Annotated in this window: 18 protein-coding genes and 1 pseudogene; 8 read left to right on the top strand and 11 right to left on the bottom strand. The window is 73.9% G+C overall.

Annotated features, from left to right (window positions below; genetic code table 11):
• Window positions 1–4: 4 nt before the first annotated feature.
• Window positions 5–3,439, bottom strand: a complete 3,435-nt coding sequence (locus AB0O07_RS05160; RefSeq protein WP_365627004.1) for a glycoside hydrolase family 2 TIM barrel-domain containing protein — start codon at window positions 3,437–3,439, stop codon at window positions 5–7.
• A gap of 115 nt (window positions 3,440–3,554) precedes the next feature.
• The gene (locus tag AB0O07_RS05155) at window positions 3,555–5,030 is read right to left on the bottom strand and encodes an NAD(P)/FAD-dependent oxidoreductase (protein ID WP_365627001.1); all 1,476 of its coding nucleotides are present in this window, start codon (window positions 5,028–5,030) and stop codon (window positions 3,555–3,557) included.
• Between the two features lie 137 nt (window positions 5,031–5,167).
• Here AB0O07_RS05155 and trxA point away from each other — a divergent pair.
• Window positions 5,168–5,572, top strand: a pseudogene (gene trxA / locus AB0O07_RS05150) (thioredoxin); the annotation flags it as partial.
• 25 nt (window positions 5,573–5,597) lie between these two features.
• On the opposite strand, the gene AB0O07_RS05145 reads toward trxA, so the two are convergent.
• Window positions 5,598–7,034, bottom strand: a complete 1,437-nt coding sequence (locus AB0O07_RS05145; protein WP_365626998.1) for an aldehyde dehydrogenase family protein — start codon at window positions 7,032–7,034, stop codon at window positions 5,598–5,600.
• Window positions 7,035–7,150: 116 nt separating this feature from the next.
• On the bottom strand, window positions 7,151–7,435 hold the full coding sequence (locus tag AB0O07_RS05140) for a hypothetical protein (RefSeq protein WP_365626995.1): 285 nt from the start codon (window positions 7,433–7,435) through the stop codon (window positions 7,151–7,153).
• Window positions 7,436–7,575: 140 nt separating this feature from the next.
• Here AB0O07_RS05140 and AB0O07_RS05135 point away from each other — a divergent pair, with 140 nt between their 5' ends.
• Window positions 7,576–8,019: a type II toxin-antitoxin system PemK/MazF family toxin gene (locus AB0O07_RS05135; RefSeq protein ID WP_365626992.1), complete on the top strand. Its 444-nt coding sequence runs from the start codon at window positions 7,576–7,578 to the stop codon at window positions 8,017–8,019.
• On the opposite strand, the gene AB0O07_RS05130 is transcribed toward AB0O07_RS05135, so the two are convergent.
• On the bottom strand, window positions 7,994–8,995 hold the full coding sequence (locus AB0O07_RS05130; RefSeq protein WP_365626989.1) for a TIGR02452 family protein: 1,002 nt from the start codon (window positions 8,993–8,995) through the stop codon (window positions 7,994–7,996). The two genes, AB0O07_RS05135 and AB0O07_RS05130, sit on opposite strands and share 26 nt — an antisense overlap.
• 171 nt (window positions 8,996–9,166) lie before the next feature.
• On the opposite strand from AB0O07_RS05130, the gene egtA reads away from it, so the two are divergent.
• From egtA to egtD, 4 genes are read left to right on the top strand one after another with little or no spacing between them, the layout of a single operon-like run.
• On the top strand, window positions 9,167–10,513 hold the full coding sequence (gene egtA / locus AB0O07_RS05125) for an ergothioneine biosynthesis glutamate--cysteine ligase EgtA (protein WP_365626986.1): 1,347 nt from the start codon (window positions 9,167–9,169) through the stop codon (window positions 10,511–10,513).
• Entirely contained in the window at window positions 10,510–11,892 is a 1,383-nt protein-coding gene (gene egtB / locus AB0O07_RS05120; protein ID WP_365626983.1) for an ergothioneine biosynthesis protein EgtB, read from the top strand. Before egtA ends, egtB begins: the two co-directional genes overlap by 4 nt.
• Window positions 11,892–12,650, top strand: coding sequence for an ergothioneine biosynthesis protein EgtC (gene egtC, locus AB0O07_RS05115; RefSeq protein ID WP_365626980.1), 759 nt, complete (start codon window positions 11,892–11,894; stop codon window positions 12,648–12,650). Before egtB ends, egtC begins: the two co-directional genes overlap by 1 nt.
• Window positions 12,647–13,609, top strand: a complete 963-nt coding sequence (gene egtD, locus AB0O07_RS05110; protein ID WP_365626977.1) for an L-histidine N(alpha)-methyltransferase — start codon at window positions 12,647–12,649, stop codon at window positions 13,607–13,609. The genes egtC and egtD overlap by 4 nt, the downstream gene beginning before the upstream one ends.
• Here the strand turns inward: egtD and AB0O07_RS05105 are convergent.
• Together AB0O07_RS05105 and AB0O07_RS05100 are read right to left on the bottom strand one after the other, a co-directional pair.
• Window positions 13,504–14,667, bottom strand: coding sequence for a lysophospholipid acyltransferase family protein (locus tag AB0O07_RS05105; protein ID WP_365626974.1), 1,164 nt, complete (start codon window positions 14,665–14,667; stop codon window positions 13,504–13,506). The genes egtD and AB0O07_RS05105 overlap by 106 nt on opposite strands.
• Window positions 14,664–15,494 carry a GNAT family N-acyltransferase gene (locus AB0O07_RS05100; protein WP_365626971.1) on the bottom strand — a complete coding sequence of 277 codons (831 nt, stop codon included), beginning with the start codon at window positions 15,492–15,494 and terminating at the stop codon, window positions 14,664–14,666. Before AB0O07_RS05100 ends, AB0O07_RS05105 begins: the two co-directional genes overlap by 4 nt.
• Before the next feature lie 281 nt (window positions 15,495–15,775).
• Between AB0O07_RS05100 and AB0O07_RS05095 the strand changes: the two genes are divergently transcribed.
• Entirely contained in the window at window positions 15,776–15,991 is a 216-nt protein-coding gene (locus AB0O07_RS05095; RefSeq protein ID WP_365626968.1) for a dodecin, read from the top strand.
• A gap of 69 nt (window positions 15,992–16,060) precedes the next feature.
• On the opposite strand, the gene AB0O07_RS05090 is transcribed toward AB0O07_RS05095, so the two are convergent.
• The 4 genes from AB0O07_RS05090 to AB0O07_RS05075 form a co-directional block, all read right to left on the bottom strand.
• A complete protein-coding gene (locus AB0O07_RS05090) occupies window positions 16,061–17,023 on the bottom strand; it encodes a hypothetical protein (RefSeq protein ID WP_365626965.1) in 963 nt (320 codons plus the stop codon).
• 133 nt (window positions 17,024–17,156) lie between these two features.
• Window positions 17,157–17,903 carry a succinate dehydrogenase/fumarate reductase iron-sulfur subunit gene (locus tag AB0O07_RS05085; RefSeq protein ID WP_365626963.1) on the bottom strand — a complete coding sequence of 249 codons (747 nt, stop codon included), beginning with the start codon at window positions 17,901–17,903 and terminating at the stop codon, window positions 17,157–17,159.
• A complete protein-coding gene (locus tag AB0O07_RS05080; protein ID WP_365626960.1) occupies window positions 17,900–19,858 on the bottom strand; it encodes a fumarate reductase/succinate dehydrogenase flavoprotein subunit in 1,959 nt (652 codons plus the stop codon). The genes AB0O07_RS05085 and AB0O07_RS05080 overlap by 4 nt, the downstream gene beginning before the upstream one ends.
• Window position 19,859: 1 nt before the next feature.
• Window positions 19,860–20,564 (bottom strand): succinate dehydrogenase, encoded by a 705-nt coding sequence (locus AB0O07_RS05075; protein WP_365626957.1) that lies wholly within the window; start codon window positions 20,562–20,564, stop codon window positions 19,860–19,862.
• Window positions 20,565–20,657: 93 nt separating this feature from the next.
• On the opposite strand from AB0O07_RS05075, the gene AB0O07_RS05070 reads away from it, so the two are divergent.
• On the top strand, window positions 20,658–21,587 hold the full coding sequence (locus tag AB0O07_RS05070) for a LysR substrate-binding domain-containing protein (RefSeq protein WP_365626954.1): 930 nt from the start codon (window positions 20,658–20,660) through the stop codon (window positions 21,585–21,587).
• Window positions 21,588–21,618 lie beyond the last annotated feature (31 nt).

Here is a 21,618-nt window from a genome sequence, read left to right as displayed (position 1 = left end):
TGTGTCACTCTTCCCGGGTGTACGGGAGGACGGCGGGCCGCAGCCGGTAGGCGTAGGTGTAGTCGCGGCCCGCGTGGAGCTGGTACGCGGGGAGCGGGGCGGCGCCCCAGGAGTTGATGCCGCCGACGCCGGTCTGGCGGTGGTTGACGCCGAGGACGGTCTCGGGGCGGCGGGTCAGGTCGTGGGGGTGGCGGGGGCCTTCCAGGTCGGTGGGGGCGTAGTGGAGGGCGCTGGTCTCCAGGAGGGGTTCGCCGTCGGCGGGGTCGGCGACCACGAGGAGGCCGTCGCCGGTTCGGTCGGTGAGGGCGAGCCTGCGGACGTCGGTCATGTTGCCCGTCTGCTGGGGGCGGGTGTACGCGGCCGGCTGTTCGTCCACCGTGGAGCGGTAACGGCCCACGAACGCCGAGGAGTTGCGGTCCCAGTAGTTCTCGTGCGGGCCGCGCCCGTACCAGTCGAGCCGCTCGAACCCGGCGGGCACGGTCAACAGGGTTCCCACCAGGGGGAGATCGGGGAGGCCGGACGGGGCGCGCAGGGTGTGCCGGATCCGTATCTCCGCGTCGCCGCGCACGGTGAGCACGGTGTGCCAGGTGCTCGCCGCCGGCGCGGTGGGCAGGGTGGCGGCGATCTCGACGGTGATCTCCCCCGGCCCGGTCCGCTCGGCGGTCACCGAGGTCACGGTGCGCCGGGTGCCCGCGTCCCGCCAGGTGCGCGCGGTGTTCTGGAAGTTGCGCCCGTTGTCGTTGTCGATAGGCGCGCGCCAGAAGTTGGGCACGGGCCCGGCGGCGAGGAGCAGCCTGCCCCGGAAGCGGTACGCGGAGAGGGTGCCCGCCGCCTTGTCGACGACGGCCTCGACCTCCCGTCCGGTGATCCGGATCTCCCCGTCCGTCTCGCGGAGTTGGAGTGGGGGCAGCGCCTTCGGGGCGGCGGGCGGCCGGGACGCCGCGGTGGCCCCCGTACCGGAGGAGAGCCCCAACTGGCCTTCCGCCACCGGGTGTCCGGCCGGGGCCCAGCTCGTCGCCGAGCGGAGGACGAAGGTGAGGTTCAGCCAGTGCTCGGTGCCGGGGGCGGCCGGGGCGAGGGCGCGGACCGGGATCCGTACGGTGCCGGTGGTGCCGGGGGCGACCTCGGGGGCGGGGAGGGTGCCGTGCTGGATCCGCTCGCCGTCCCGGGTGACGGTCCAGCGCAGCTCGTACCCGTCGAGCCCGCTGAAGAGATGCTTGTTGCGGATCCGGACGGCGACACCGCCCGCGCCGACCGGGAGCCCGCCTGAAGAGTCGGCGGAGGAGTCGGCGGAATCACCGGTGGGCTCGGCCGAGATGGAGACCGGCTGGTACATCTGCTTGATCTCCAGCAGCGCGGGGTGCACGGTGCGGTCCGAGTCGACCAGTCCGTTGCTGGAGAAGATGCCGTCGGTCGGGTAGTCGACGGGGTCCCAGTCGCCGCCGTAGGAGAGGTAGGTGCGCCGGGGGTCGTCGGGGCGCGGGAGCCGGATGGTCTGGTCGACCCAGTCCCAGACGAACGCGCCGTGCAGGTTGGGGTAGCGCTCCAGGATCTCCCAGTACTCGCGGACGTTGCCGCCGCTGTTGCCCATGCAGTGGTTGTACTCGCAGAGCATGTACGGCTTCGGGTTGCCCGACTTGCCGTAGTTCTCGACGCCCGCCGGGCTGGTGTACATCTCGCTGTGCAGGTCGGCGACGGAGTTCATGCCCTCGTAGTGGACGGGGCGCGAGGGGTCCCGGCCGTGGGTCCACTCGGCCATGGCGGCGAAGTTGGAGCCCTGGCCCGCCTCGTTGCCCAGCGACCAGACGACGACGCACGGGTGGTTCTTGTCGCGTTCGACGACGGCGTGCATCCGGTCGAGGCAGGCGCCGGTCCACTCGGGGAGCGAGGTGGGCACCCGGTCGCGCACCCCGTGGGTCTCCAGGTTGGCCTCGTCGATCACGTACAGGCCGTACTCGTCGCAGAGTTCGAGCCAGCGCGGGTGGTTGGGGTAGTGGGAGGTGCGGACGGCGTTGATGTTGTGCCGCTTCATCAGGACGATGTCCTGGACCATCCGCTCCTCGCGGACCGCCTGCCCGTGGTCCGGGTCGCTCTCATGGCGGTTGGTGCCGTGGAACATGACGGGTGCGCCGTTGACGGTGAACCGGCCGGGGCCGAACTCGACCTGGCGGAAGCCGATCCGGGTGCGCTGGATGTCGACGGTGCGCCCGGCCCGGTCGGTGAGGGTGACCACGAGCGTGTAGAGATATGGCTGTTCGGCGGACCAGAGCGCGGGGGCGGGGATGTCGGCGCGCAGCGTGACGGACGTATCGGCCTGCCCCGCCTCGAAGTCGGCACCGCCCTTGAGCGAACCGCCGCGCGCGGGGCGCCCCTTGGCGTCGTACAGGGTGGCCGCGATCCGGTGCCCTGCGGGGCGCTCTTCGCCCGAGAGGTTACGGAGCGCAATGTCGAGGGTGAGGACGGCATCACGGTACTCCGCGTCGAGCGCGGTGTGCGCGAAGAGGTCCTGGATCCGGACGGCCGGGGTGGCGTAGAGATAGACGTCGCGGAAGATCCCGGACAGGTCGATCATGTCCTGGTCCTCCAGCCAGGTGCCGTCGGACCACCGGTAGACCTCGACGGCGAGGGTGTTGCGGCCGGGCCGCAGATGGCCGGTGATGTCGAACTCGGCGGGGGTGTAGCTGTCCTCGCTGTAGCCGACGCGCTCCCCGTTGACCCAGACGAAGAACGCGGACTTCACCCCCTGGAAGGAGAGCAGGGTGCGCCGCCCGTCCCAGCCGCGCGGCACGGTGAACTCCCGGCGGTAGGAGCCGACAGGGTTGAACTCGTGCGGAACGTGCGGGGGTTCGGGGGTCTCGTAGCCGATCCACGGGTATTTGATGTTGAGGTAGATCGGCGCCGGGTACCCCTCCATCTCCCAGTTGGACGGGACGGGGATCCGGTCCCAGCCGCTGTCGTCGAAGTCGGCGGCGTGGAAGCCGACCGGGCGCTGGTCCGGGTTCTTCGACCAGTGGAAGCGCCAACGGCCGTTGAGGGAACGGTGGTACGGGGATCTCGCGAGGTCCCCGCGCAGGGCGTCGGCGGTACTGGCGTACGGGACGAGCCGTACCCGGTGGTCCTCCCGGTTGACCTGGAAGACCCGGGGATCGGCGTCCCACTCCGTACCGTCGAAGCCCGCGCCGGACGGACCGGAAGCGCCGGACGCGCCGGTGACACCGGCCCCGGCGGGTCCGGCCGTCTGGGGCATCCCGGCGGCGAAGGCGCTCTTCTGCGCGGCGAAGGCGGCCCACCCCGCGAGGGTGGCGGCGGCCCCGGCTGCGAGGACGGCGCGGCGGCGCGGTCCCGCGCCGTCCTGGGAGGTCGATGAGGAGGTCAGGGAGGAGGTCAGGGAGGAGTTCGGCGAGGAGAGGGAGAGGTCGTGGGGTCGGTCTGCACTCATCCGGCGGCTCCGAACGGAAGGCAACAAGAACCACCAGCTTCCAACCGAACCACCCACCACACAAGGCCCGGTGAGGCACCGCCTCACCGGGCCCGCCCGCGCCCCCGCCCCGGTCTCACCCCTCCCGGACGGACTCGTCCCGGTACGTCTCCAGCAGCCGCAGCCAGATCTCGCTGATCGTCGGGTACGAGGGGACGGCGTGCCAGAGCCGGCCGATCTCCACCTCCCCGACCACCGCGACCGTCGCGGAGTGCAGCAGCTCCCCGACGCCGGGCCCGGCGAAGGTGACCCCGCGCAGGATCTCCCGGTCCAGGTCGACCACCATCCGGGCGCGCCCCCGGTAGCCGTCGGCGTAGAGGGCGGCGCCCGCGACCCCGCCGAGGTCGTAGTCGACCGCGCGGACCCGATGGCCCGCCTTCTCGGCCTCCGCGAGGGTGAGCCCGACGGCGGCGATCTCCGGTTCCGTGAAGACCACTTGGGGGACGGCGGCGTGGTCGGCGGTGGCGGTGTGCGGGCTCCAGGCGTCGGAGGCGGAGACGGCGGCGCCCCGGGCGCGGGCGGCGATGGCGGCGGCTGCCATACGGGCCTGGTACTTGCCCTGGTGGGTGAGGAGCGCACGGTGGTTGACGTCCCCGACCGCGTAGAGCCAGTCGGTCCCCGTCACCAGACAGGTGTCGTCGACACCCAGCCAGGAGCCCGGGGCCAGACCGACGGTCGGGAGGCCGAGGTCGTCGGTGCGCGGGGCGCGCCCGGTCGCGAAGAGGACCTCGTCCGCCTCGATCCGCTCCCCGTCGTCCACGACGACGGTGACGGGGCCGCGCCCGGCGGGGCGCTCGACCGCCGTGACGGAGACCCCGGTACGGACGGTGGCGCCCGCCGCGCGCAGCGCGTCGGCGACCAGCTCGCCCGCGAACGGCTCCATCCTCGGCAGCGGCCCCTCGCCCCGGATCAGCACGGTGACCTCGGAGCCCAGCGCCCGCCACGCGGTGGCCATCTCCACCCCGACCACCCCGCCGCCGACCACCACGAGCCGGCCGGGGACCGCCGGGGAGCTGGTGGCCTCCCTGCTGGTCCAGGGCCGGGCCCCGGCGAGCCCGGGCAGTTCGGGCAGGACGGCCCGGCTGCCGGTGCAGACGGCGACGGCATGGCGCGCGGTGAGCGTCCGCACGGTGGCATCGTCTCCGGTGCCGTCGACGCCGTCAGCGGTGCCGGTCACGGTCACCCGCCGGGGGCCGTCGAGCCGGCCATGGCCCCGGTAGAGGGTGGCGCCGGTCCCCTCCAGCCAGCGGACCTGCCCGTCGTCCTTCCAGTGCGAGGTGAAGGCGTCGCGGTGCGCGAGGACCGCAGGGGCGTCCAGCGGGCCGCGCGCGGAGTCGCTCAGGCCGGGCACCGCGCGTGCCTCCGCGCGGGTGATCGCCGGGCGGAGCAGCGCCTTGCTCGGCATGCACGCCCAGTACGAGCACTCGCCGCCGACGAGTTCGCTCTCCACCACCGCCACGCTCAGCCCGGCCGCCCGCACCCGGTCCGCCACGTTCTCCCCGACCGGGCCGGCCCCCAGGACCACCACGTCGTACTCCACCGCTTCCGTCATGGGGTCAGTCTGACCGGGGGCGGGAGGCATGGCCACCCGGTCTCCGGGCAGGGGCTCCGGGGCGCCAGGAATACGGAGCGGGCGCCACGGGTTGTCGCGGACGCCGTCACCCGGACAGAAAGCCCGAAGAGAAGAGGGATCAGGTCATGGCCACAGTGGAACTCACCAAGGAGAACTTCGACCGGACGGTGTCGGAGAACGACTTCATTCTGATCGACTTCTGGGCCTCCTGGTGCGGTCCGTGCCGTCAGTTCGCGCCGGTCTTCGAGAAGGCGTCGGAGCGCCATGACGATCTGGTCTTCGCCAAGGTCGACACGGAGGCGCAGCAGGAGCTGGCGGCGGCCTTCGAGATCCGTTCCATCCCGACCCTGATGATCGTCCGGGACCGGGTCGCGGTCTTCGCCCAGCCGGGCGCGCTGCCCGAGGCGGCCCTGGAGGACGTGATCGGGCAGGCGCGGGCGCTCGACATGGAGAAGGTACGGGAGTCGGTGGCGCAGGCCGAGGCGGGGAACGCCACGGCCGGGAACGCGGAAGCGAACTGACCCCCGGCCGGGATCAGAACCGGGATCAGAAGGGGTGGCCGGCCGGTTCGCGCCGTACGGTCGTCCAGCGCAGATCGGTGAACGCGTCCAGATTGGCCTCGCCGCCGAAGCGCGCCCCGGTACCCGAGGCGGCGACGCCGCCGAAGGGCGCGACCGCCTCGTCGTTGACGGTCTGGTCGTTGATGTGGACGATCCCGGTGGGGATCCGGTCCGCCAGCTCCAGACCGAGCGCGGCGTCCCGGGTGACGATGCCCAGGGAGAGCCCGTAGGGGCCGGCCGCCGCCAGCGCGGCGGCCTCGTCCAGCCCGGTGAAGGCGCGGACCGGGGCGACCGGTCCGAAGACCTCCTCGGCGTAGGCGGGGGTGTGGTCGTCGGCGTCGGCGAGGACCGTGGGGCGGTAGAAGAGGTCGCGGTGGGTGCCGCCGGCGGCGACCCGGGCCCCGCCCGCCGCGCTCGCCTCCACCAGCGCGTCGATCTTGGCGAGCTGGCCGGTGTCGATGATGGGGCCGAGGTGGACCTCCTCGCGGTACGGGTCCCCCACGGCCAGTGACTCCGCCTGGGCGGCCAGCCGTTCCACGTACTCCTCGTAGAGCGAGGCGTGGACCAGATGGCGGCCGGTGGTCATGCAGATCTGGCCCTGGTGGAAGAAGGAGCCCCAGGACGCCTGGGCGACGGCGGCCTCGATATCGGCGTCGGCGAGCACGACGAGGGCGGAGTTCCCGCCGAGTTCGAGGTGGGCGCGTTTGAGCGCGCGGCCCGCCGCCTCGCCGACCGCGCGGCCCGCCGCCGTGGAGCCGGTGAACGAGATGACCGGCACCCGTGGCTCCGCGACCAGCGCCCGTCCGGTCCCGGCGCCGCCGGGCAGCACATGCAGCACCCCGTCCGGAAGCCCGGCCTCCGCGAAGACGGCGGCGAGCGCGAGCCCGCCCGAGACGGCGGTGCGCGGGTCCGGCTTGAGGAGCACCGCGTTGCCGAGCGCCAGCGCCGGGGCGACCGACCGGATGGCGAGGATCAGCGGGACGTTGAAGGGGGCGATGACCCCGACCGGGCCGGCCGGGACCCGCCGGGTGTAGGAGAGCCGGGGCTCCTCGCTGGGCAGCACCTGGCCGACCGGGCGGGAGGCGAGCGCGGCGGCCTCGTAGCACTCCTGGGCGGCGACATGGAGTTCGAACCCCGCCTTGCCGGGGACGGACCCCGACTCCCGGATCACCCAGTCGCGTATCTCGTCCGCGTGTGCGGTGAAGAGATCGCCCGCCCGCCGCAGCACCCCGGCCCGTACCAGGTGCGGGGTGGCCGCCCAGGCGCGCTGCGCCGCGACGGCGGCCTCCGAGGCGGCGGCGACATCCTCCGGGGAGGCCAGGACGACCGTGCCGAGCCGGTCGCCGGTGGCGGGCTCCACGACCGCGGACTCACCTCCCGACAAGCTGACGGGCTGCCAGGTCTTCGGGTCCAGCAGGGACATGAAGGCTCTCCAGTCGCTCGGGTGATCCGGTACGGTACAGCGGTTCGACCGCGTACGCGATGGACCGGGCACGACGGATGCGACGTGCGCGCCGGGGCGCGGAGACCGGGCGGGCGTCAGGCCGGAGGCGGGTCCTCCGGTACGGGGAGCACGCGGACCGAGAGCCCGTAGTCCAGTTCGTCCCCGTCGATCAGCAGCGCCTCCACGGTGCGGGTCGCCGGGTCGATGTCGGCCTCCATCCCGCCGCCCGTGTACCGCGGATACCCCGAGGCCCCGGTCTCGCCCGTCGCCTCCACCACGGCGGAGCGCAGGGCGTTCTCCGGGTCGGGCGGCCCCTCGTGCCCCTCGGTGAACCCGGCGACCACCAGCAGCTCGAAGCGGCGCGGAACAGTTCTCCTCATACCGACGACGCTAGCCACCCGGCCGGAGCGCCGCATGTCAGGCCGTACCGCGCCGTCCGGAGCCCCCCGCCCCCGTACGCTCCCGCGCGCGATACCGACCCCCCTGGCGGTCGCCGCAGGTCAGGCTCTACGGTCGTACGATGATCACTTCTTCCCCTGACTCCCCGGGCCGCAGCGGCCCCGCCGCCACCACCGAGGCCGACCCGCGCGCCGTCGGCCGGGTCCGCACCTCCTACGCGCCCGAACGCGACGGCGACCCCGACCCCGGCGAGATCGTCTGGACCTGGGTGCCGTTCGAGGAGAACGACGGGCGCGGCAAGGACCGTCCGGTGCTGGTGGTGGCGCGCGAGGCGGCGGGCACGGTGCTCGCCGTCCAGCTCTCCAGCAAGCGCCATGACCAGGACCACGAGTGGGTGCCGATCGGCGTCGGGCCCTGGGACCGCGAGGGCCGCGAGTCATGGGTGGACGTGGACCGGGTGCTGCGGCTGCACGACGCGGGGATGCGGCGCGAGGCGTGCGCGCTGGACCGGGGGCGGTTCAACCTGGTCGTCAACCGGCTCAAGGAGTTGTACGGCTGGACGTGACCCCGTGGCCGGGCGCGGCCCCGCAGCGGGGCGTCACGCCCCCCGGGGCCGCCGGGGGCGCGGTGTCCGAGGTGTCCGCGACCTCCGCGAGGACCCGGCGGAAGGCGCCGAGCACCGGGCCCTCGCCGGTCCGGTCGAGCACCGCGAAGACCGTCTCGTCGAAGGCCCCGGCGAACCGGCCCGCCCCGGTCAGCAGCGCCCGGAAGGACTCCGCGACGACCGCCGGGTCGTTGCGGAAGACTCCGCACCCCCAGGCGCCCAGCACCAGCCGCCGGTAGCCGTGGGCCACGGCCGTCTCCAGCACCCGCTCGGCACGGGCGGCGAGGACGGCCGGGATCCGGTGGGCCTCCTCGGGGGTGCGCCGGATGATCACCCCGGCGTTCGGCGCTGGCGAGGTGAGGAACCCCACCGCGTACGCGGTGCCGAGAAGCCGGCCCCGGTCGTCGCGGAAGACCGGCACGGCCGGCGAGTGGATCACCCGGTCGGTGTAGAACGGGTCCCGTTCCTCCCGGTGGTGGGCGTAGAACTCGGGCACGGCCCGCAGCGTCGCGTAGAGCGCGGAGGCCCGGCAGAGCGCCTCCTCCTGCGCCTGCGCGCCGTTGAGGTAACCGCCGCCCGGGTTGCGCGCCGACGCGAAGCTCAGAACGGCCACCGGCGCCGCCGGGTCCGCCCCGGTGAGCCGGCGGGCCGCCTCCAGGCTGGACTCGCCCGTCACCGTGATGTACGGAACACCCCGTTCCGTACGAATGGAACCGGCCATCTCCGCCGCGCCCGGAGCCGCCCCGTCCGGTGATGACCCCGGGGGCCCCGGGGGCACCTTCACTCCCAGGGGTCCCGGTCCGTACATCCGGGTGCCCGCCACCGCCGCGTCCAGCGCACCGCGAAGCACCACCTCACGGCCGTCCGGTGCACGGTAGGCCCCCGTTCGGACGATCTCCTCGGTCTCCTTCGCGATCCCCCGCAGCCGTGCGCTCATAAGACGATCGTGCGGGAGCTCATCCACAGAGGGCAACCGCTTTTCTGACGGAAAAGCGACCCGTCGGACGCTCTTGTGCGAAGCGGCGCGAAGGGCTTTAGGTTGGACGAAGCGCCCGCTCCGGCCCCGGGGCGGGATGTCCGACGCGGTCTTCGACAGGAGGACCCGCACATGCCACCCGACCGTACGTCCATTGACGAGGGGGCCCCGCTCGGCGAGCACGACGCCGAGGCGCTCCTGCGCGGCATCTGTTTCAAGACGGGCCCGCCCCGCACCGTAGGGGTCGAACTCGAATGGCTCGTCCACGATCTGGACACCCCCCACACCCCCGTCCCGCCCGACCGCCTCCGAGCGGCGTTCGCGGGGCTGCGGGAGCTGAAGCTCCACTCCGCACTCACCTTCGAACCCGGCGGCCAGCTCGAACTCAGCTCGGCGCCCGCCGCCTCGCTGACGGAGTGCGTCACCACCACCGCCGCCGATCTGGCGGCCGTACGCCCGGTGCTCCGCCGGGCCGGGCTCGTCCTCGCTGGTCTGGGGCAGGACCCCTGGAACGCGCCGCAGCGGATGCTGCGGGAGCCCCGCTACGACGCCATGGAGACCTATCTCGACCGGATCGGTCCGGCCGGCCGCGCCATGATGCGGTCGACGGCCTCCGTCCAGGTCTGTCTGGACGCGGGCCACGAGGAGCCGGGGCCGCTCGGCCACGGACGCCGCTGGCACCTGGCCCATCTGCTGGGCGCGGTGCTCGTCGCCGCGTTCGCCAACTCCCCGATGCGGGAGGGCGGTCCGACCGGCTGGCGCTCCACCCGGCAGGCGATGTGGGCGCGGCTCGACCCGCCCCGTACCACCGCGCCGCCGGCCGCGACCGCCCCGCGCGCCGCGTGGGCCGCGCACGCGCTGGACGCCCCGGTGATGTGCGTACGGGCGGACGAGGGGCCCTGGGCGGTCCCGGAGGGGCTGACCTTCCGGGAGTGGATCCGCTCCGGGGTGCCGCGCCCGCCGGTCCGCGCCGACCTCGACTACCACCTCACCACGCTCTTCCCGCCGGTGAGACCGCGCGGCCATCTCGAACTGCGGATGATCGACGCGCAGCCCGGCGAGGACGGCTGGCAGGTGCCGCTCGCGGTCACCACCGCGCTCTTCGACGACCCGGAGGCGGCGGAGACCGTGTACCGGACCGTCAAACCCCTCGCCGAGACGGCGGGCACACTGCCCGCCCCGGTCAATCCGCTCTGGGTCAACGCCGCGCGCTACGGCCTCGCCGACCCGGAACTCCACGCGGCGGCCGTCGCCTGCTTCGCCATCGCGCGGGAGGCGCTGCCCCGTATCGGCGCGACACCCGCCGTTCAGCGGGCCGTCGCCCGCTTCACCGACCGTTATGTCGTGCCGGGCCGCTGTCCGGCCGACGATCTGCGCGCCGGCGCGCCGGAGCGGCCCCCCGCGCCGGCGCCGGACCCGCCAGGGACGACCTCCGGGTCGGGGCAGGCCCCCGGATCAGGGAAGGACCTCCGCACATGACCGACCTCGCAGGACCCGCCGCCCAGCAGCCCTCCGCCGAGGAGCCGTTCACCGAGGAGCCGTTCTCCGAGGACGGGCTCAAGGAGCGTGCCGTCGCCTCCCTGACGGCCGCCCGGGCCCGTACCGCCCTGCTCACCTCCTGCGTCGACGACCAGGACCTCACCGCCCAGCACTCGCCGCTGATGTCCCCGCTGGTCTGGGACCTCGCGCACATCGGCAACCAGGAGGAGCAGTGGCTCCTGCGGACCGTCGGGGGCGGCCCGGCGCTCCGGCCCGAGATCGACTCCGTCTACGACGCGTTCGAGCATCCCCGGGCCACCCGGCCCACCCTGCCGCTGCTGCCGCCCGCCGAGGCGCGGGCGTACGCGGCGGAGGTACGCGGCCGGGTGCTGGACATCATCGACCGCACCCCGCTGCGCGGCGGGCCGCTGCTGGACGCCGGGTTCGCCTTCGGGATGATCGCCCAGCACGAGCAGCAGCACGACGAGACCATGCTCATCACCCACCAGTTGCGCACCGGGCCGACCGCGCTCACCGCGCCCCCGCCGCCCGCCGGGGACACCACCGGGCTGCCCGCCGAGGTCCTGGTGGCGGGCGGGCCCTTCACCATGGGCACCTCCACCGAGCCGTGGGCGCTGGACAACGAGCGCCCGGCGCACCAGAGAATCGTTCCGGCGTTCTGGATCGACACCGTCCCGGTCACCAACGGCGACTACCAGCGGTTCATCGAGGACGGCGGGTACACCGAGGAGCGCTGGTGGGCGCCGGAGGGGTGGGCACAGATCAGGGCGCACTCCATCGGCGCGCCGCTGTTCTGGCGGCGCGAGGGCGGGCAGTGGCTGCGCCGCCGGTTCTCGGTGACGGAGCCGGTCCCCGCCGACGAGCCGGTGCTCCATGTGAGCTGGTACGAGGCGGACGCCTACGCCCGGTGGGCGGGGCGGCGGCTGCCGACCGAGGAGGAGTGGGAGAAGGCGGCGCGCCACGACCCGGTCACCGGCCGCTCGCTCCGTCACCCCTGGGGGGACGGCGAGGCCACCGAGGACCGCGCCAACCTGGGCCAGCGCCATCTGGGCCCGGCCCCGGCGGGCAGCTATCCGGCGGGCGCCTCGCCGCTGGGCGTACGGCAGTTGATCGGGGATGTCTGGGAGTGGACGGCGAGCGACTTCCTGCCGTACCCGGGGTTCCGGGCCTTCCCGTACCGCGAGTACTCGGAGGTGTTCTTCGGCCCGGCGCACAAGGTGCTGCGGGGCGGCTCCTTCGCGGTGGACCCGGTGGCCTGCCGGGGCACGTTCCGCAACTGGGACCTGCCGGTGCGCCGGCAGATCTTCTCGGGGTTCCGTACGGCGCGCACCGCCTCCTCCGTCGAGGGGGGCGCCTGATGTGCCGGCATGTGGCGGCGCTGGGCGGCCCGGTGACGCTCGGCGAGGTGCTGATCGCGCCGGAGCACGGGCTGTACCGGCAGTCCTGGGCGCCGCGCAGGCAGCTCCACGGGACGGTCAACGCGGACGGTTTCGGGGTGGGGTGGTACGCCGAGGGCGACCCGGTGCCCGCCCGCTACCGGCGCGCGGGCCCGGTCTGGGCCGATGTCGGCTTCACCGATCTGGCCCGGGTGGTCCGTACCGGCGCGCTGCTCGCCGCCGTACGGGACGCGACGGTGCCCGGGGCGGACGGGGAGGCCGCCGCGGCGCCGTTCGCCGCCGGGCCCTGGCTCTTCAGCCACAACGGTTCGGTGGCGGGGTGGCCGGGGTCGCTGGCGGGCCTGGCGGCGGCGCTCCCCGCCGAGGAGCTGCTCTCCCTCGCGGCGCGCACCGACTCGGCGCTGGTGTGGGCGCTCGTGCTGCACCGGCTGCGGGCGGGCGACGACCCGGGGCAGGCGCTCGCCGACACGGTGCCGGAGGTGGCCCGTGCGGCGCCCGCGTCGCGGCTCAACCTGCTGCTCACCGACGGGGTGCGGATCGCGGCGACGGCCTGGGGCGACACGCTCTGGTACCGCGCCGGGTCCGGTGCGGCGCCCACCCTGGTGGCCTCGGAGCCCTCGGACGACGCTCCGGGGTGGCGCGAGGTCCCCGACCGTACGCTGCTCGTGGCGAGCCGCGGCGACATCCTGCTCTCCCCCCTCAAGGAGCTTCCCGCGTGAGCCCGTTCCTGCTGACCCGCACCCTGCCCGAGGACGCCACCGGCGCCGCGCTGCGCGCCGATGTGCTGCACGGGCTGACCCGCACCCCCAAGACGCTGCCGCCCAAGTGGTTCTACGACGCCCGGGGCAGCGAGCTGTTCGAGGAGATCACCGCCCTGCCCGAGTACTACCCGACCCGCGCCGAGCGGGAGATCCTGCGCGCCCGCGCGCCGGAGATCGCCTCGGCCACCGGGGCCCGCACCCTGGTCGAACTGGGCTCCGGTTCCTCGGAGAAGACCCATCTGCTGCTGGCCGCGCTGCCGGAGCTGGCGAGCTATGTACCGGTGGACGTGAGCGAGAGCGCGCTGCGCGGGGCCGGGGAGTCGCTGGCGGCGGAGCGGCCGGGACTCGATGTGCACGCGATGGTCGCCGACTTCACCGGGGGCCTGACGCTGCCGGAGACGCCGGGGCCCCGGCTGGTCGCCTTCCTCGGCGGCACGATCGGCAATCTGCTGCCCGCCGAGCGCTCCGTGTTCCTCGCCTCCGTACGGGGGCTGCTCGCCCCCGGCGACGCGCTGCTGCTCGGCACGGACCTGGTCAAGGAGGAGGCGGTCCTCGTCCGGGCGTACGACGACGCGGCCGGGGTGACGGCGGCGTTCAACAAGAACGTGCTCGCCGTCGTCAACCGCGAACTCGGTGCCGACTTCGACCCGGACTCCTTCGACCATGTCGCGCTCTGGGACGCGGAGAACGAGTGGATCGAGATGCGGCTGCGGGCCCGCTCCCCGCTCACCGTGAAGATCCCCGAGCTGGATCTCGTGGTGCGCTTCGCCGCCGGTGAGGAGGTACGGACGGAGGTGTCCGCCAAGTTCCGTCAGGGCCGGGTGCGCTCCGAACTGTCGGCGGCCCGGCTGGAGCTGACGCACTGGTGGACGGATACGGCGGGCCGCTTCGCGCTCTCGCTGGCGACCGCCGTCTGACGGACGGAACCAGGGGCCCTCGGGGACGGCACGACGCCGTACCCGGGGGTTCCGTGCGCTCCGTGGGCGGCGTGGTGCGTTGTGTGCGCTCCGTGGGCGGCGTCGTGTGTTCCGTGGATTCCGGGGGCCGCGTCGGTGAGCGGGGTGCCGCTGCCGGCGACGGCGTTCCTGGCGGTACGGGAGAGGGCGCGGCGTTCGGTGTGGGAGCGGGCCGGGACCGGGGCGAGGAGGGTGATCTCCGCGGTGAGCCCGCCCGCCGTGACGACCCGCCAGAGCGAGGCGGGCAGGGTGTCGGCTCCGACGAAGGCGGGCGCGCCGGACGTGGTGCCGTCCGGGGCGCGGTAGGCGAGCCGTACGGGGAGCACGGCGGCGCCCGCGTCCAGCGCGGCCTGGAAGACGGCCGAGGTGAACGGGCCCCGCTCCTGGCCGCACCAGGTGCACGCCTCGGGGAAGACGATCACCCGGGAGCCTTCGCTGAGGGCGCCGGCGAGGGTCCGTACGGCCCCGGGGAGCGCGCGCAGCCGCTCGCGCTCCACGAAGAGGGTGCCGCCCCGGGCGGCGAGCGCGCCCATCAGCGGCCAGCGGCGGATCTCGCTCTTGGCGAGCATCCGTCCGGGCAGGGCGGCGGCGAGCAGCGGGATGTCCAGCCAGGAGATGTGGTTGGCGACGACCAGCACCCCGGCGCCGCGCGGCGCGAGCAGGTCGGCCGCGCCCGCGATGTCCGTGACGGTGGCGTCTCCGGTACGGGTGTCCCCGGCCCCCGGCGCTCCGGCGGCGTGCTCGTCGCGCCCGTCCCGTTCGGCGCGTTCGGCGCGTTCGACGCGCACGGTGAGCCGCAGGCCGAAGGCGCGGAGCACGGCGCGCGACCAGCGGCGGGTGAGCCTGTCCCGTACCGCCCCGTCGAGCGCGGCGAGGAGCGGGGCGAGCAGCGCGCCGCAGAGCACGAGAGGGATCCCCGCCAGCAGCCGGGCGGCGCCGACGGCCGCGCCGGCCGCCGGGCCCCGGTGGCGGGCGCAGTCGTGCGGGGTGCAGGGCGCGGTGGGCAGCCAGGCGCTCATGCGACCGGGGCGGGGGCGAGCGAGAGGAAGTGCCGCAGGTAGCGCGGGTTGGTGCGGCGCATCGACAGCAGCACATAGAGGTCGGCGACGTCGAACTCCGGGTCGTGCGCGGGCGCTCCGCAGACCCAGGCGCCGAGCCGGAGGTACCCCCGGAGCAGCGGCGGCAGTTCGGCGGGGGCGGCGGCCCCGGCGGCGGCGTCCGGGGTCCAGAGGCGGTGCGGGGTGACCCAGTACTCCTCGGGGGCGAGGTGCTTGTCCTTGACGCGGTTCCAGGTGGAGGCGGCGAGTGCGCCGCCGTCCGCGAGCGGCACCGAGCAGCAGCCGGCCAGCCAGTTGTGCCCCGTGGTGGTCATGTACCGGGCGAGCCCGGCCCAGATGAGGGCGATGACGCCGCCGGTGCGGTGCAGCGGGTGGACGCAGGAGCGGCCCACCTCGACCAGGTCGTGGCGGATGGGGGCGAGCCGGGCGAGGTCGAACTCGCCGTCGGAGTAGATCCGTCCGGCGGCGGCGGCCCGGTCGGGCGGGAGCAGCCGGTAGGTGCCGACGACCTCGCCGGTGGACTCCTCGCGGACCAGCAGGTGGTCGCAGTACGCGTCGAACTCGTCGGAGTCGAGGCCGGGCTCGGGCCCGTCGATGCGGGCGCCCATCTCACCGGCGAAGACGAGGTGGCGCAGGCGCTGGGCGGCCCGTACGTCCTCCTGGGTGCGGGCGAGCCCGACGAGGTAGCGCGGCTCGCCGCCGCCGGCGGGGGCCGCGAGGGCGGGGGCCGGGAGCGGGGCTGCGGCCGGGGAGAGCACGGAGGCGGGGGCGTGAGCGGGGGCTGACATGGCGGACTCCTGTGCCGTAGGGAGGGCAGGCCGCCGGGTCCGTCGCGGGGGCGTGGACCCGGCACCTCGTTTCTTCCGTGACCGGCTGGATTTGACATGACCACACGGCGGAGAACGGATGTGGGGCGGCTGAATGGCGGGCACCACGGTGTGGCCTCGCGGGGAGCGCCGGGGTGGGGCACGGTGGAGTGGTGACGGCGCGGCCCCCGCGACATGTGCGGGACGAGAACGTGCGACCGCGACGTGACGGTGAACGTGAGACCCCAGAGGAGAACGATCCCATGTCGCACCACACCTACCGGGTCACCGAGATCGTCGGTACCTCGCACGAGGGCGTCGACGACGCCATCCGCAACGGAGTCGGCCGGGCGGCCAGGACGCTGCGCGGGATGGACTGGTTCGAGGTCACGGAGGTACGCGGCCATATCGTCGACGGCGACATCGAGCACTACCAGGTGGGCCTGAAGGTCGGGTTCCGGCTGGAGGACGGGGAGTGACCGGAGGGTGACCTGGTTCGGGCGTACACCCGAACCCGGCTGTACGTCCGCCCCCGGCCGTACGCCCGTTCAGGCGGTGAATCCCGCGTGGACATGGTCGTGGTGGGTGGCGTCGGTGAAGAACTGGTTCCCGGCGCCACCGGGGATCCGGAGGGGTCCGCCCACGTTGTACGAGCCGGCCGCCGCCGCGTCCCGCATGAAGGTCTCCACGAGCCGGCGGGAGGTCGCCGGGTCGACGACCCGGTGTCCGTCGATCCGCCAGACGTCGAAGGCCCGGCCGCGCGGGTGGTCGCTGGGCCGGTCGGTGCCGAAGACGTCGAGGGGGTGGCCCGAGCGGATCACGCTCACGTCCATCCGGTAGGCGGACGCCAGCCGGAGCAGCGCCCGGAGCACGCTCTCGTGGATCTGCCCGCTGCGGATGTCGGCCTCGGCGGCGGGCGGCAGGGTGATCCGGGAGTGGGCGAGCACCCGGTGGGCGGCGGTGGGCAGGCTCCGTGCGGCCGCGCCGGGCTCGGCCGGGTGGAGCGCGGTCACCTCCCAGTGGGGCCGCGCCCGGCGCAGCCTTACATCGACGGTGGTGCCGGTGGTGCCGCCCGCGTGGCCCGGGGTCCACTGGCGGCAGACCACGAGGACGCTGGCCGTTTCGGTGAGGATCCCGCCGTACTGGGCGTCGATCACCTGGAGCGCCGCCTCGTCGGCGGCGGGCAGCAGCGGGCCCGCCTCGGCCACCAGCGAGGGTGCCGCGCCGAGCGCCGCCACCCGCCGCCGCGCCGCCGCCGGGCCGCCCTGGCCGGGGCGCCAGGCGCCGATGGCCTCGACGACCTGGACGGCGCGGAGCTTGACGGCGGGGTCGATGTCGGCCCGGTCGGGGCGCCAGGGGGTGGTCTTCGGCAGCGGTCCCGACGGGCGGGCGACCGGTGTGGCGGGGGCCGCCCCGGTACTGGTACGGAAGGCTCCGGCCCCGCACCCGGTGGCGGCGGCCACCAGCGCCCCGCCCGCGCCGTACAGCACTGCCCGCCGCCCGATCCCCATACCGCCACCTCGTTCCCGGCCGCTTCTGGTCACTCCTGGCCGCTCCTGTGCTCCAGGGTGCGGGAGACCGGGCCCGCCCGCAGCCGGGGGCCGGGGCGGGCGGACCCGTACGGCCCCGTACGGAACGCCCCCGTCAGCGCGGCGCCTTGCGGGCGGCCCGCAGCCACTCCCGGTTCATCGCCGCGATGGACGGCAGCGGGATCCCCTTGGGGCAGGCCGTGGCGCACTCCCCCGCGAGGGTGCAGCCGCCGAAGCCCTCCTCGTCCATGGCGGCGACCATGTCGAGGACGCGGGTCTCCCGCTCGGGCGCGCCCTGCGGCAGCACATTGAGGTGGTTGACCTTGGCGGAGGTGAAGAGCATCGCCGAGCCGTTGGGGCAGGCCGCGACGCAGGCTCCGCAGCCGATGCACTCGGCGTGTTCGAAGGCGGAGTCGGCGGCGGGCTTGGGCACCGGGGTGGCGTGGGCCTCGGGGGCGGAGCCGGTGGGTGCGGTGATGTAGCCGCCCGAGCCGATGATCCGGTCGAAGGCGGAGCGGTCCACGACGAGGTCCTTGACGACCGGGAAGGCGCCGGCCCGCCAGGGCTCGACGTCGATGGTGTCGCCGTCCGCGAAGTGGCGCATGTGGAGCTGGCAGGTGGTGGTGCGTTCGGGGCCGTGGGCGTCGCCGTTGATGACGACGCCGCAGGCTCCGCAGATGCCCTCGCGGCAGTCGTGGTCGAAGGCGACCGGCTCCTCGCCCTTGAGGATCAGCTCCTCGTTGAGGGTGTCGAGCATCTCCAGGAACGACATCTCCTCGGAGATGCCGTCGAGGTGGTAGGTGACCATGGCGCCGGGTGCGGCGGCGTCGGACTGGCGCCAGACGCGCAGGGTGAGCCTCATGCGTAGCTCCGCTGGGTGGGGTGGACGTACTCGAAGACCAGGTCTTCCTTGTGCAGGACGGGCGGCCGGCCGGACCCCCGGAACTCCCAGGCGGCGGCGTACGAGAACGCCTCGTCCTTACGGGCCGCCTCGCCGCCCTCCGTCCGGGACTCCTCGCGGAAGTGGCCGCCGCAGGACTCGGATCGGTGGAGGGCGTCCAGGCACATCAGCTCGGCGAGTTCGAGGTAGTCGACGATCCGGTTGGCCTTCTCCAGCGCCTGGTTGAGCTGTTCGCCGGTGCCGGGCACCTTGATCCGGCGCCAGAACTCGTCGCGGATCTGCGGGATCCGGTCGAGCGCCTTGCGCAGCCCGCTCTCGGTGCGGGCCATGCCGCAGTGTTCCCAGAGGAGTTCGCCGATCTCCTTGTGGAACGAGTCGGGCGTACGGTCGCCGTCGACGGCGAGCAGCAGCCGCAGCCGGTCCTCGGTGTCGGCGACCACCTCGGCCACCGCCGGGTGGGCGGCGTCCGGGGTGTCGTGGTGCGGGTGGCGGGCGAGGTAGTCGTTGATGGTGGAGGGCAGGACGAAGTAGCCGTCGGCGAGCCCCTGCATCAGGGCGGAGGCGCCGAGCCGGTTGGCGCCGTGGTCGGAGAAGTTGGCCTCGCCGATCGCGAAGAGCCCCGGCACGGTGGTCTGGAGGTCGTAGTCGACCCAGAGTCCGCCCATCGTGTAGTGGATCGCCGGGTAGATCCGCATCGGGACCTCGTAGGGGTTCTCGGCGGTGATCCGCTCGTACATCTCGAAGAGGTTGCCGTACTTCGCCTCGACGGCGGCGCGGCCGAGCCGGGCGATGGCGTCCGCGAAGTCGAGGTAGACGCCCTGGCCGCCGGGGCCGACGCCGCGCCCCTCGTCGCAGACGTTCTTCGCGGCGCGGGAGGCGATGTCGCGGGGGACGAGGTTGCCGAAGGACGGGTAGATCCGCTCCAGGTAGTAGTCGCGCTCGTCCTCGGGGATCTCGGCGGCGGGACGGGTGTCGCCGCGCGCCACGGGCACCCAGATCCGGCCGTCGTTGCGGAGCGACTCGCTCATCAGGGTGAGCTTGGACTGGTGGTCGCCGGAGCGCGGGATGCAGGTGGGGTGGATCTGGGTGAAGCAGGGGTTGGCGAAGTGGGCGCCGCGCCGGTGGGCCCGCCAGATCGCGGTGGCGTTGCTGTTCTTCGCGTTGGTCGACAGGTAGAAGACATTGCCGTACCCGCCGGAGGCGAGGACCACCGCGTCGGCGAAGTACGGGGTGATCTCGCCGGTGATCAGGTCGCGGGCGACGATGCCCCGGGCCCGTCCGTCGATGACGAGCAGGTCGAGCATCTCGGTGCGGGGGTGCATCTCGACGGTGCCGGCGGCGATCTGCCGGGAGAGCGCCTGGTAGGCGCCGAGGAGGAGTTGCTGTCCCGTCTGGCCCCGGGCGTAGAACGTACGGGAGACCTGGACGCCGCCGAAGGAGCGGGTGTCGAGGAGCCCGCCGTACTCCCGGGCGAACGGGACGCCCTGGGCGACGCACTGGTCGATGATCTCGACGGAGACCTCGGCGAGCCGGTGGACATTGGACTCGCGGGCGCGGAAGTCGCCGCCCTTGACGGTGTCGTAGAAGAGCCGCTGGACGGAGTCGCCGTCGTTGCGGTAGTTCTTCGCGGCGTTGATGCCGCCCTGGGCGGCGATGGAGTGGGCCCGGCGCGGGGAGTCCTGGTAGCAGAACTGGACGACGTGGTAGCCCTGTTCGGCGAGGGTGGCGCCGGCGGCGCCGCCCGCGAGGCCGGTGCCGACGACGATCACGGTGTGTTTGCGGCGGTTGGCGGGGTTGACGAGCTTCGCCTCGAAGCGGCGCCGCTTCCACCGTTCGGCGACGGGTCCGTCCGGCGCCTTGGTGTCGGTGAGCGGTTCCCCGGTGGTGTATTCGGTGTAGCGGGTGGGTTCGGTCATCTCAGCTCACCACTCCGGTCATGACGGCGACGGGTACGGCGACGAAGCCCGCGGTCAGCACGAGCGCCAGGGTGTTGGCGGCGGTCTTCAGCAAGCGTTCGCGGGTGGCGTTGCCCACGCCGAGGGTCTGCGCGGCGCTCCAGAAGCCGTGCCGGATGTGGAGGCCGAGGGCGGCCATGGCGACGAGGTAGATGGTGTTGCCGTACCAGGTGGAGAAGGTCTCCAGGACGTTCTGGTACGGGTGGCCCGGCTGGAAGCCGGGGTGGACGGTGCCGGTGGTCAGGTCGAGGAGGTGCCAGACGATGAAGAGGCCGAGGATGACCCCGCCCCACCGCATGGTGCGGGTCGCGTAGCTGGTGCGGGCCCGCCGGTGGACATAGCGGCTGGGGCGGGCGGCGAGGTCCCGGCGGCTGAGCTGGTACGCGCAGACGCCGTGCAGCACGACGGCGGCGACCAGGACGACCCGGACCAGCCAGAGCGCCCACGCGTAGTGGAGTACGGGCTCGCCCATGGTGCGCAGCCAGTGGGCGTAGCCGTTGAACTCGGACGGGCCGAAGAAGATCTTGAGGTTGCCGAGCATATGGGCGACGAGGTAGCCGAGCATGATCAGGCCGCTCACGGCCATGACCGTCTTCTTCCCGATCGTGGATCGCCAGAGGGTGCGGGTGAGGGACGGCCGTCCGTCCGTCCGCGTTGCCAGAGCCATGTTCCCGACGCTAGGTCGGCATGGGCGAGAGGTCCAAGACATGGTCCGGCTGATGTCCATAGGCGGTGGCTATCGTGGCCGTATGCTGGGCGGATGCAGCTCCAGCAGTTGGTGTATTTCGTGGCGGTCGCGGAGACCCGGCACTTCACCCGGGCCGCCGAACGGGTCCATGTCTCGCAGCCCTCGCTCTCCCAGCAGATCAGGGCGCTGGAGAAGGAGCTGGGCGCCGAGCTGCTGAGCCGCGCCCGGGGCAATGTGGCGCTCACCGACGCGGGCGAGGCGCTGCTGCCGCTGGCCCGGCGGATCCTCGCGGACGCGGAGACGGCCCGGGTCGAGGTCCAGGAGGTGGCGCAGCTACGGCGCGGGCGGGTCCGGCTGGGGGCGCCGCCGAGTCTCTGTACGGGGCTTCTGCCCGAGGTGCTGCGCGCCTTCCACGACCGGCATCCGGGGATCGAGCTGCTGATCGAGGAGAGCGGTTCGCACGATCTGGTGCGGGAGCTGGCCCGCGGGGCGCTCGATCTGGCGCTGGTGGTGATGCCGCTGCCGGCCGCTTCGCCCGCGCTGACCACGGTCGAGCTGATCCACGAGGACCTGGTGGTGGTCTCCTCGCCCGATGTGCCGGCCCCGCGCCACCCGCTGCGGATCGCCGAGCTGGCGGGCCGGCCGCTGGTGATGTTCCGGCACGGCTACGACCTGCGGGAGCTGACGGTGGGCGCCTGCCGGGCCGCCGGGTTCGAGCCGGTGTTCACCGTGGAGGGCGGCGAGATGGACGCCGTGCTCGGTTTCGTACGGGCCGGCCTGGGTTTCGCGGTGGTGCCGAGCATGGTGGCGGCGCGGGCGCACGACCTGCGGGTCACCGCGCTGGCCAGGCCGGGTCTGAGCCGTACGATCGCGCTCGCCCACCGCAGCGACGTGGCCCCGCCGCGCGCCGCCCGCGAGTTGCAGCGGATGCTGCTCTCGACGCGGGGCGCGGCGCGGGCGGCGGCCGGTGCGGCGGGGGTACGGCGGACACCGTCCCCCTGAGCCGCCGCCTCCGGCCGGGTCCGTTCGGGGC

This window comes from Streptomyces sp. NPDC093085, from assembly GCF_040683935.1.
In the GTDB taxonomy this organism is placed as follows: domain Bacteria; phylum Actinomycetota; class Actinomycetes; order Streptomycetales; family Streptomycetaceae; genus Streptomyces.
Note: the sequence above shows the minus strand (reverse complement) of the source record. Positions and strands in the feature narration are given on the sequence as shown.

What these genes read in the sequence shown, in the direction of transcription:
- AB0O07_RS05160 (WP_365627004.1), bottom strand. Translation starts at nt 3,439, where the DNA reads ATGAGTGCAGACCGACCCCACGACCTCTCCCTCTCCTCGCCGAACTCC.
- AB0O07_RS05155 (WP_365627001.1), bottom strand. Translation starts at nt 5,030, where the DNA reads ATGACGGAAGCGGTGGAGTACGACGTGGTGGTCCTGGGGGCCGGCCCG.
- AB0O07_RS05145 (WP_365626998.1), bottom strand. Translation starts at nt 7,034, where the DNA reads ATGTCCCTGCTGGACCCGAAGACCTGGCAGCCCGTCAGCTTGTCGGGA.
- AB0O07_RS05140 (WP_365626995.1), bottom strand. Translation starts at nt 7,435, where the DNA reads ATGAGGAGAACTGTTCCGCGCCGCTTCGAGCTGCTGGTGGTCGCCGGG.
- AB0O07_RS05135 (WP_365626992.1), top strand. Translation starts at nt 7,576, where the DNA reads ATGATCACTTCTTCCCCTGACTCCCCGGGCCGCAGCGGCCCCGCCGCC.
- AB0O07_RS05130 (WP_365626989.1), bottom strand. Translation starts at nt 8,995, where the DNA reads ATGAGCGCACGGCTGCGGGGGATCGCGAAGGAGACCGAGGAGATCGTC.
- egtA (WP_365626986.1), top strand. Translation starts at nt 9,167, where the DNA reads ATGCCACCCGACCGTACGTCCATTGACGAGGGGGCCCCGCTCGGCGAG.
- egtB (WP_365626983.1), top strand. Translation starts at nt 10,510, where the DNA reads ATGACCGACCTCGCAGGACCCGCCGCCCAGCAGCCCTCCGCCGAGGAG.
- egtC (WP_365626980.1), top strand. Translation starts at nt 11,892, where the DNA reads ATGTGCCGGCATGTGGCGGCGCTGGGCGGCCCGGTGACGCTCGGCGAG.
- AB0O07_RS05105 (WP_365626974.1), bottom strand. Translation starts at nt 14,667, where the DNA reads ATGAGCGCCTGGCTGCCCACCGCGCCCTGCACCCCGCACGACTGCGCC.
- AB0O07_RS05100 (WP_365626971.1), bottom strand. Translation starts at nt 15,494, where the DNA reads ATGTCAGCCCCCGCTCACGCCCCCGCCTCCGTGCTCTCCCCGGCCGCA.
- AB0O07_RS05095 (WP_365626968.1), top strand. Translation starts at nt 15,776, where the DNA reads ATGTCGCACCACACCTACCGGGTCACCGAGATCGTCGGTACCTCGCAC.
- AB0O07_RS05090 (WP_365626965.1), bottom strand. Translation starts at nt 17,023, where the DNA reads ATGGGGATCGGGCGGCGGGCAGTGCTGTACGGCGCGGGCGGGGCGCTG.
- AB0O07_RS05085 (WP_365626963.1), bottom strand. Translation starts at nt 17,903, where the DNA reads ATGAGGCTCACCCTGCGCGTCTGGCGCCAGTCCGACGCCGCCGCACCC.
- AB0O07_RS05080 (WP_365626960.1), bottom strand. Translation starts at nt 19,858, where the DNA reads ATGACCGAACCCACCCGCTACACCGAATACACCACCGGGGAACCGCTC.
- AB0O07_RS05075 (WP_365626957.1), bottom strand. Translation starts at nt 20,564, where the DNA reads ATGGCTCTGGCAACGCGGACGGACGGACGGCCGTCCCTCACCCGCACC.
- AB0O07_RS05070 (WP_365626954.1), top strand. Translation starts at nt 20,658, where the DNA reads ATGCAGCTCCAGCAGTTGGTGTATTTCGTGGCGGTCGCGGAGACCCGG.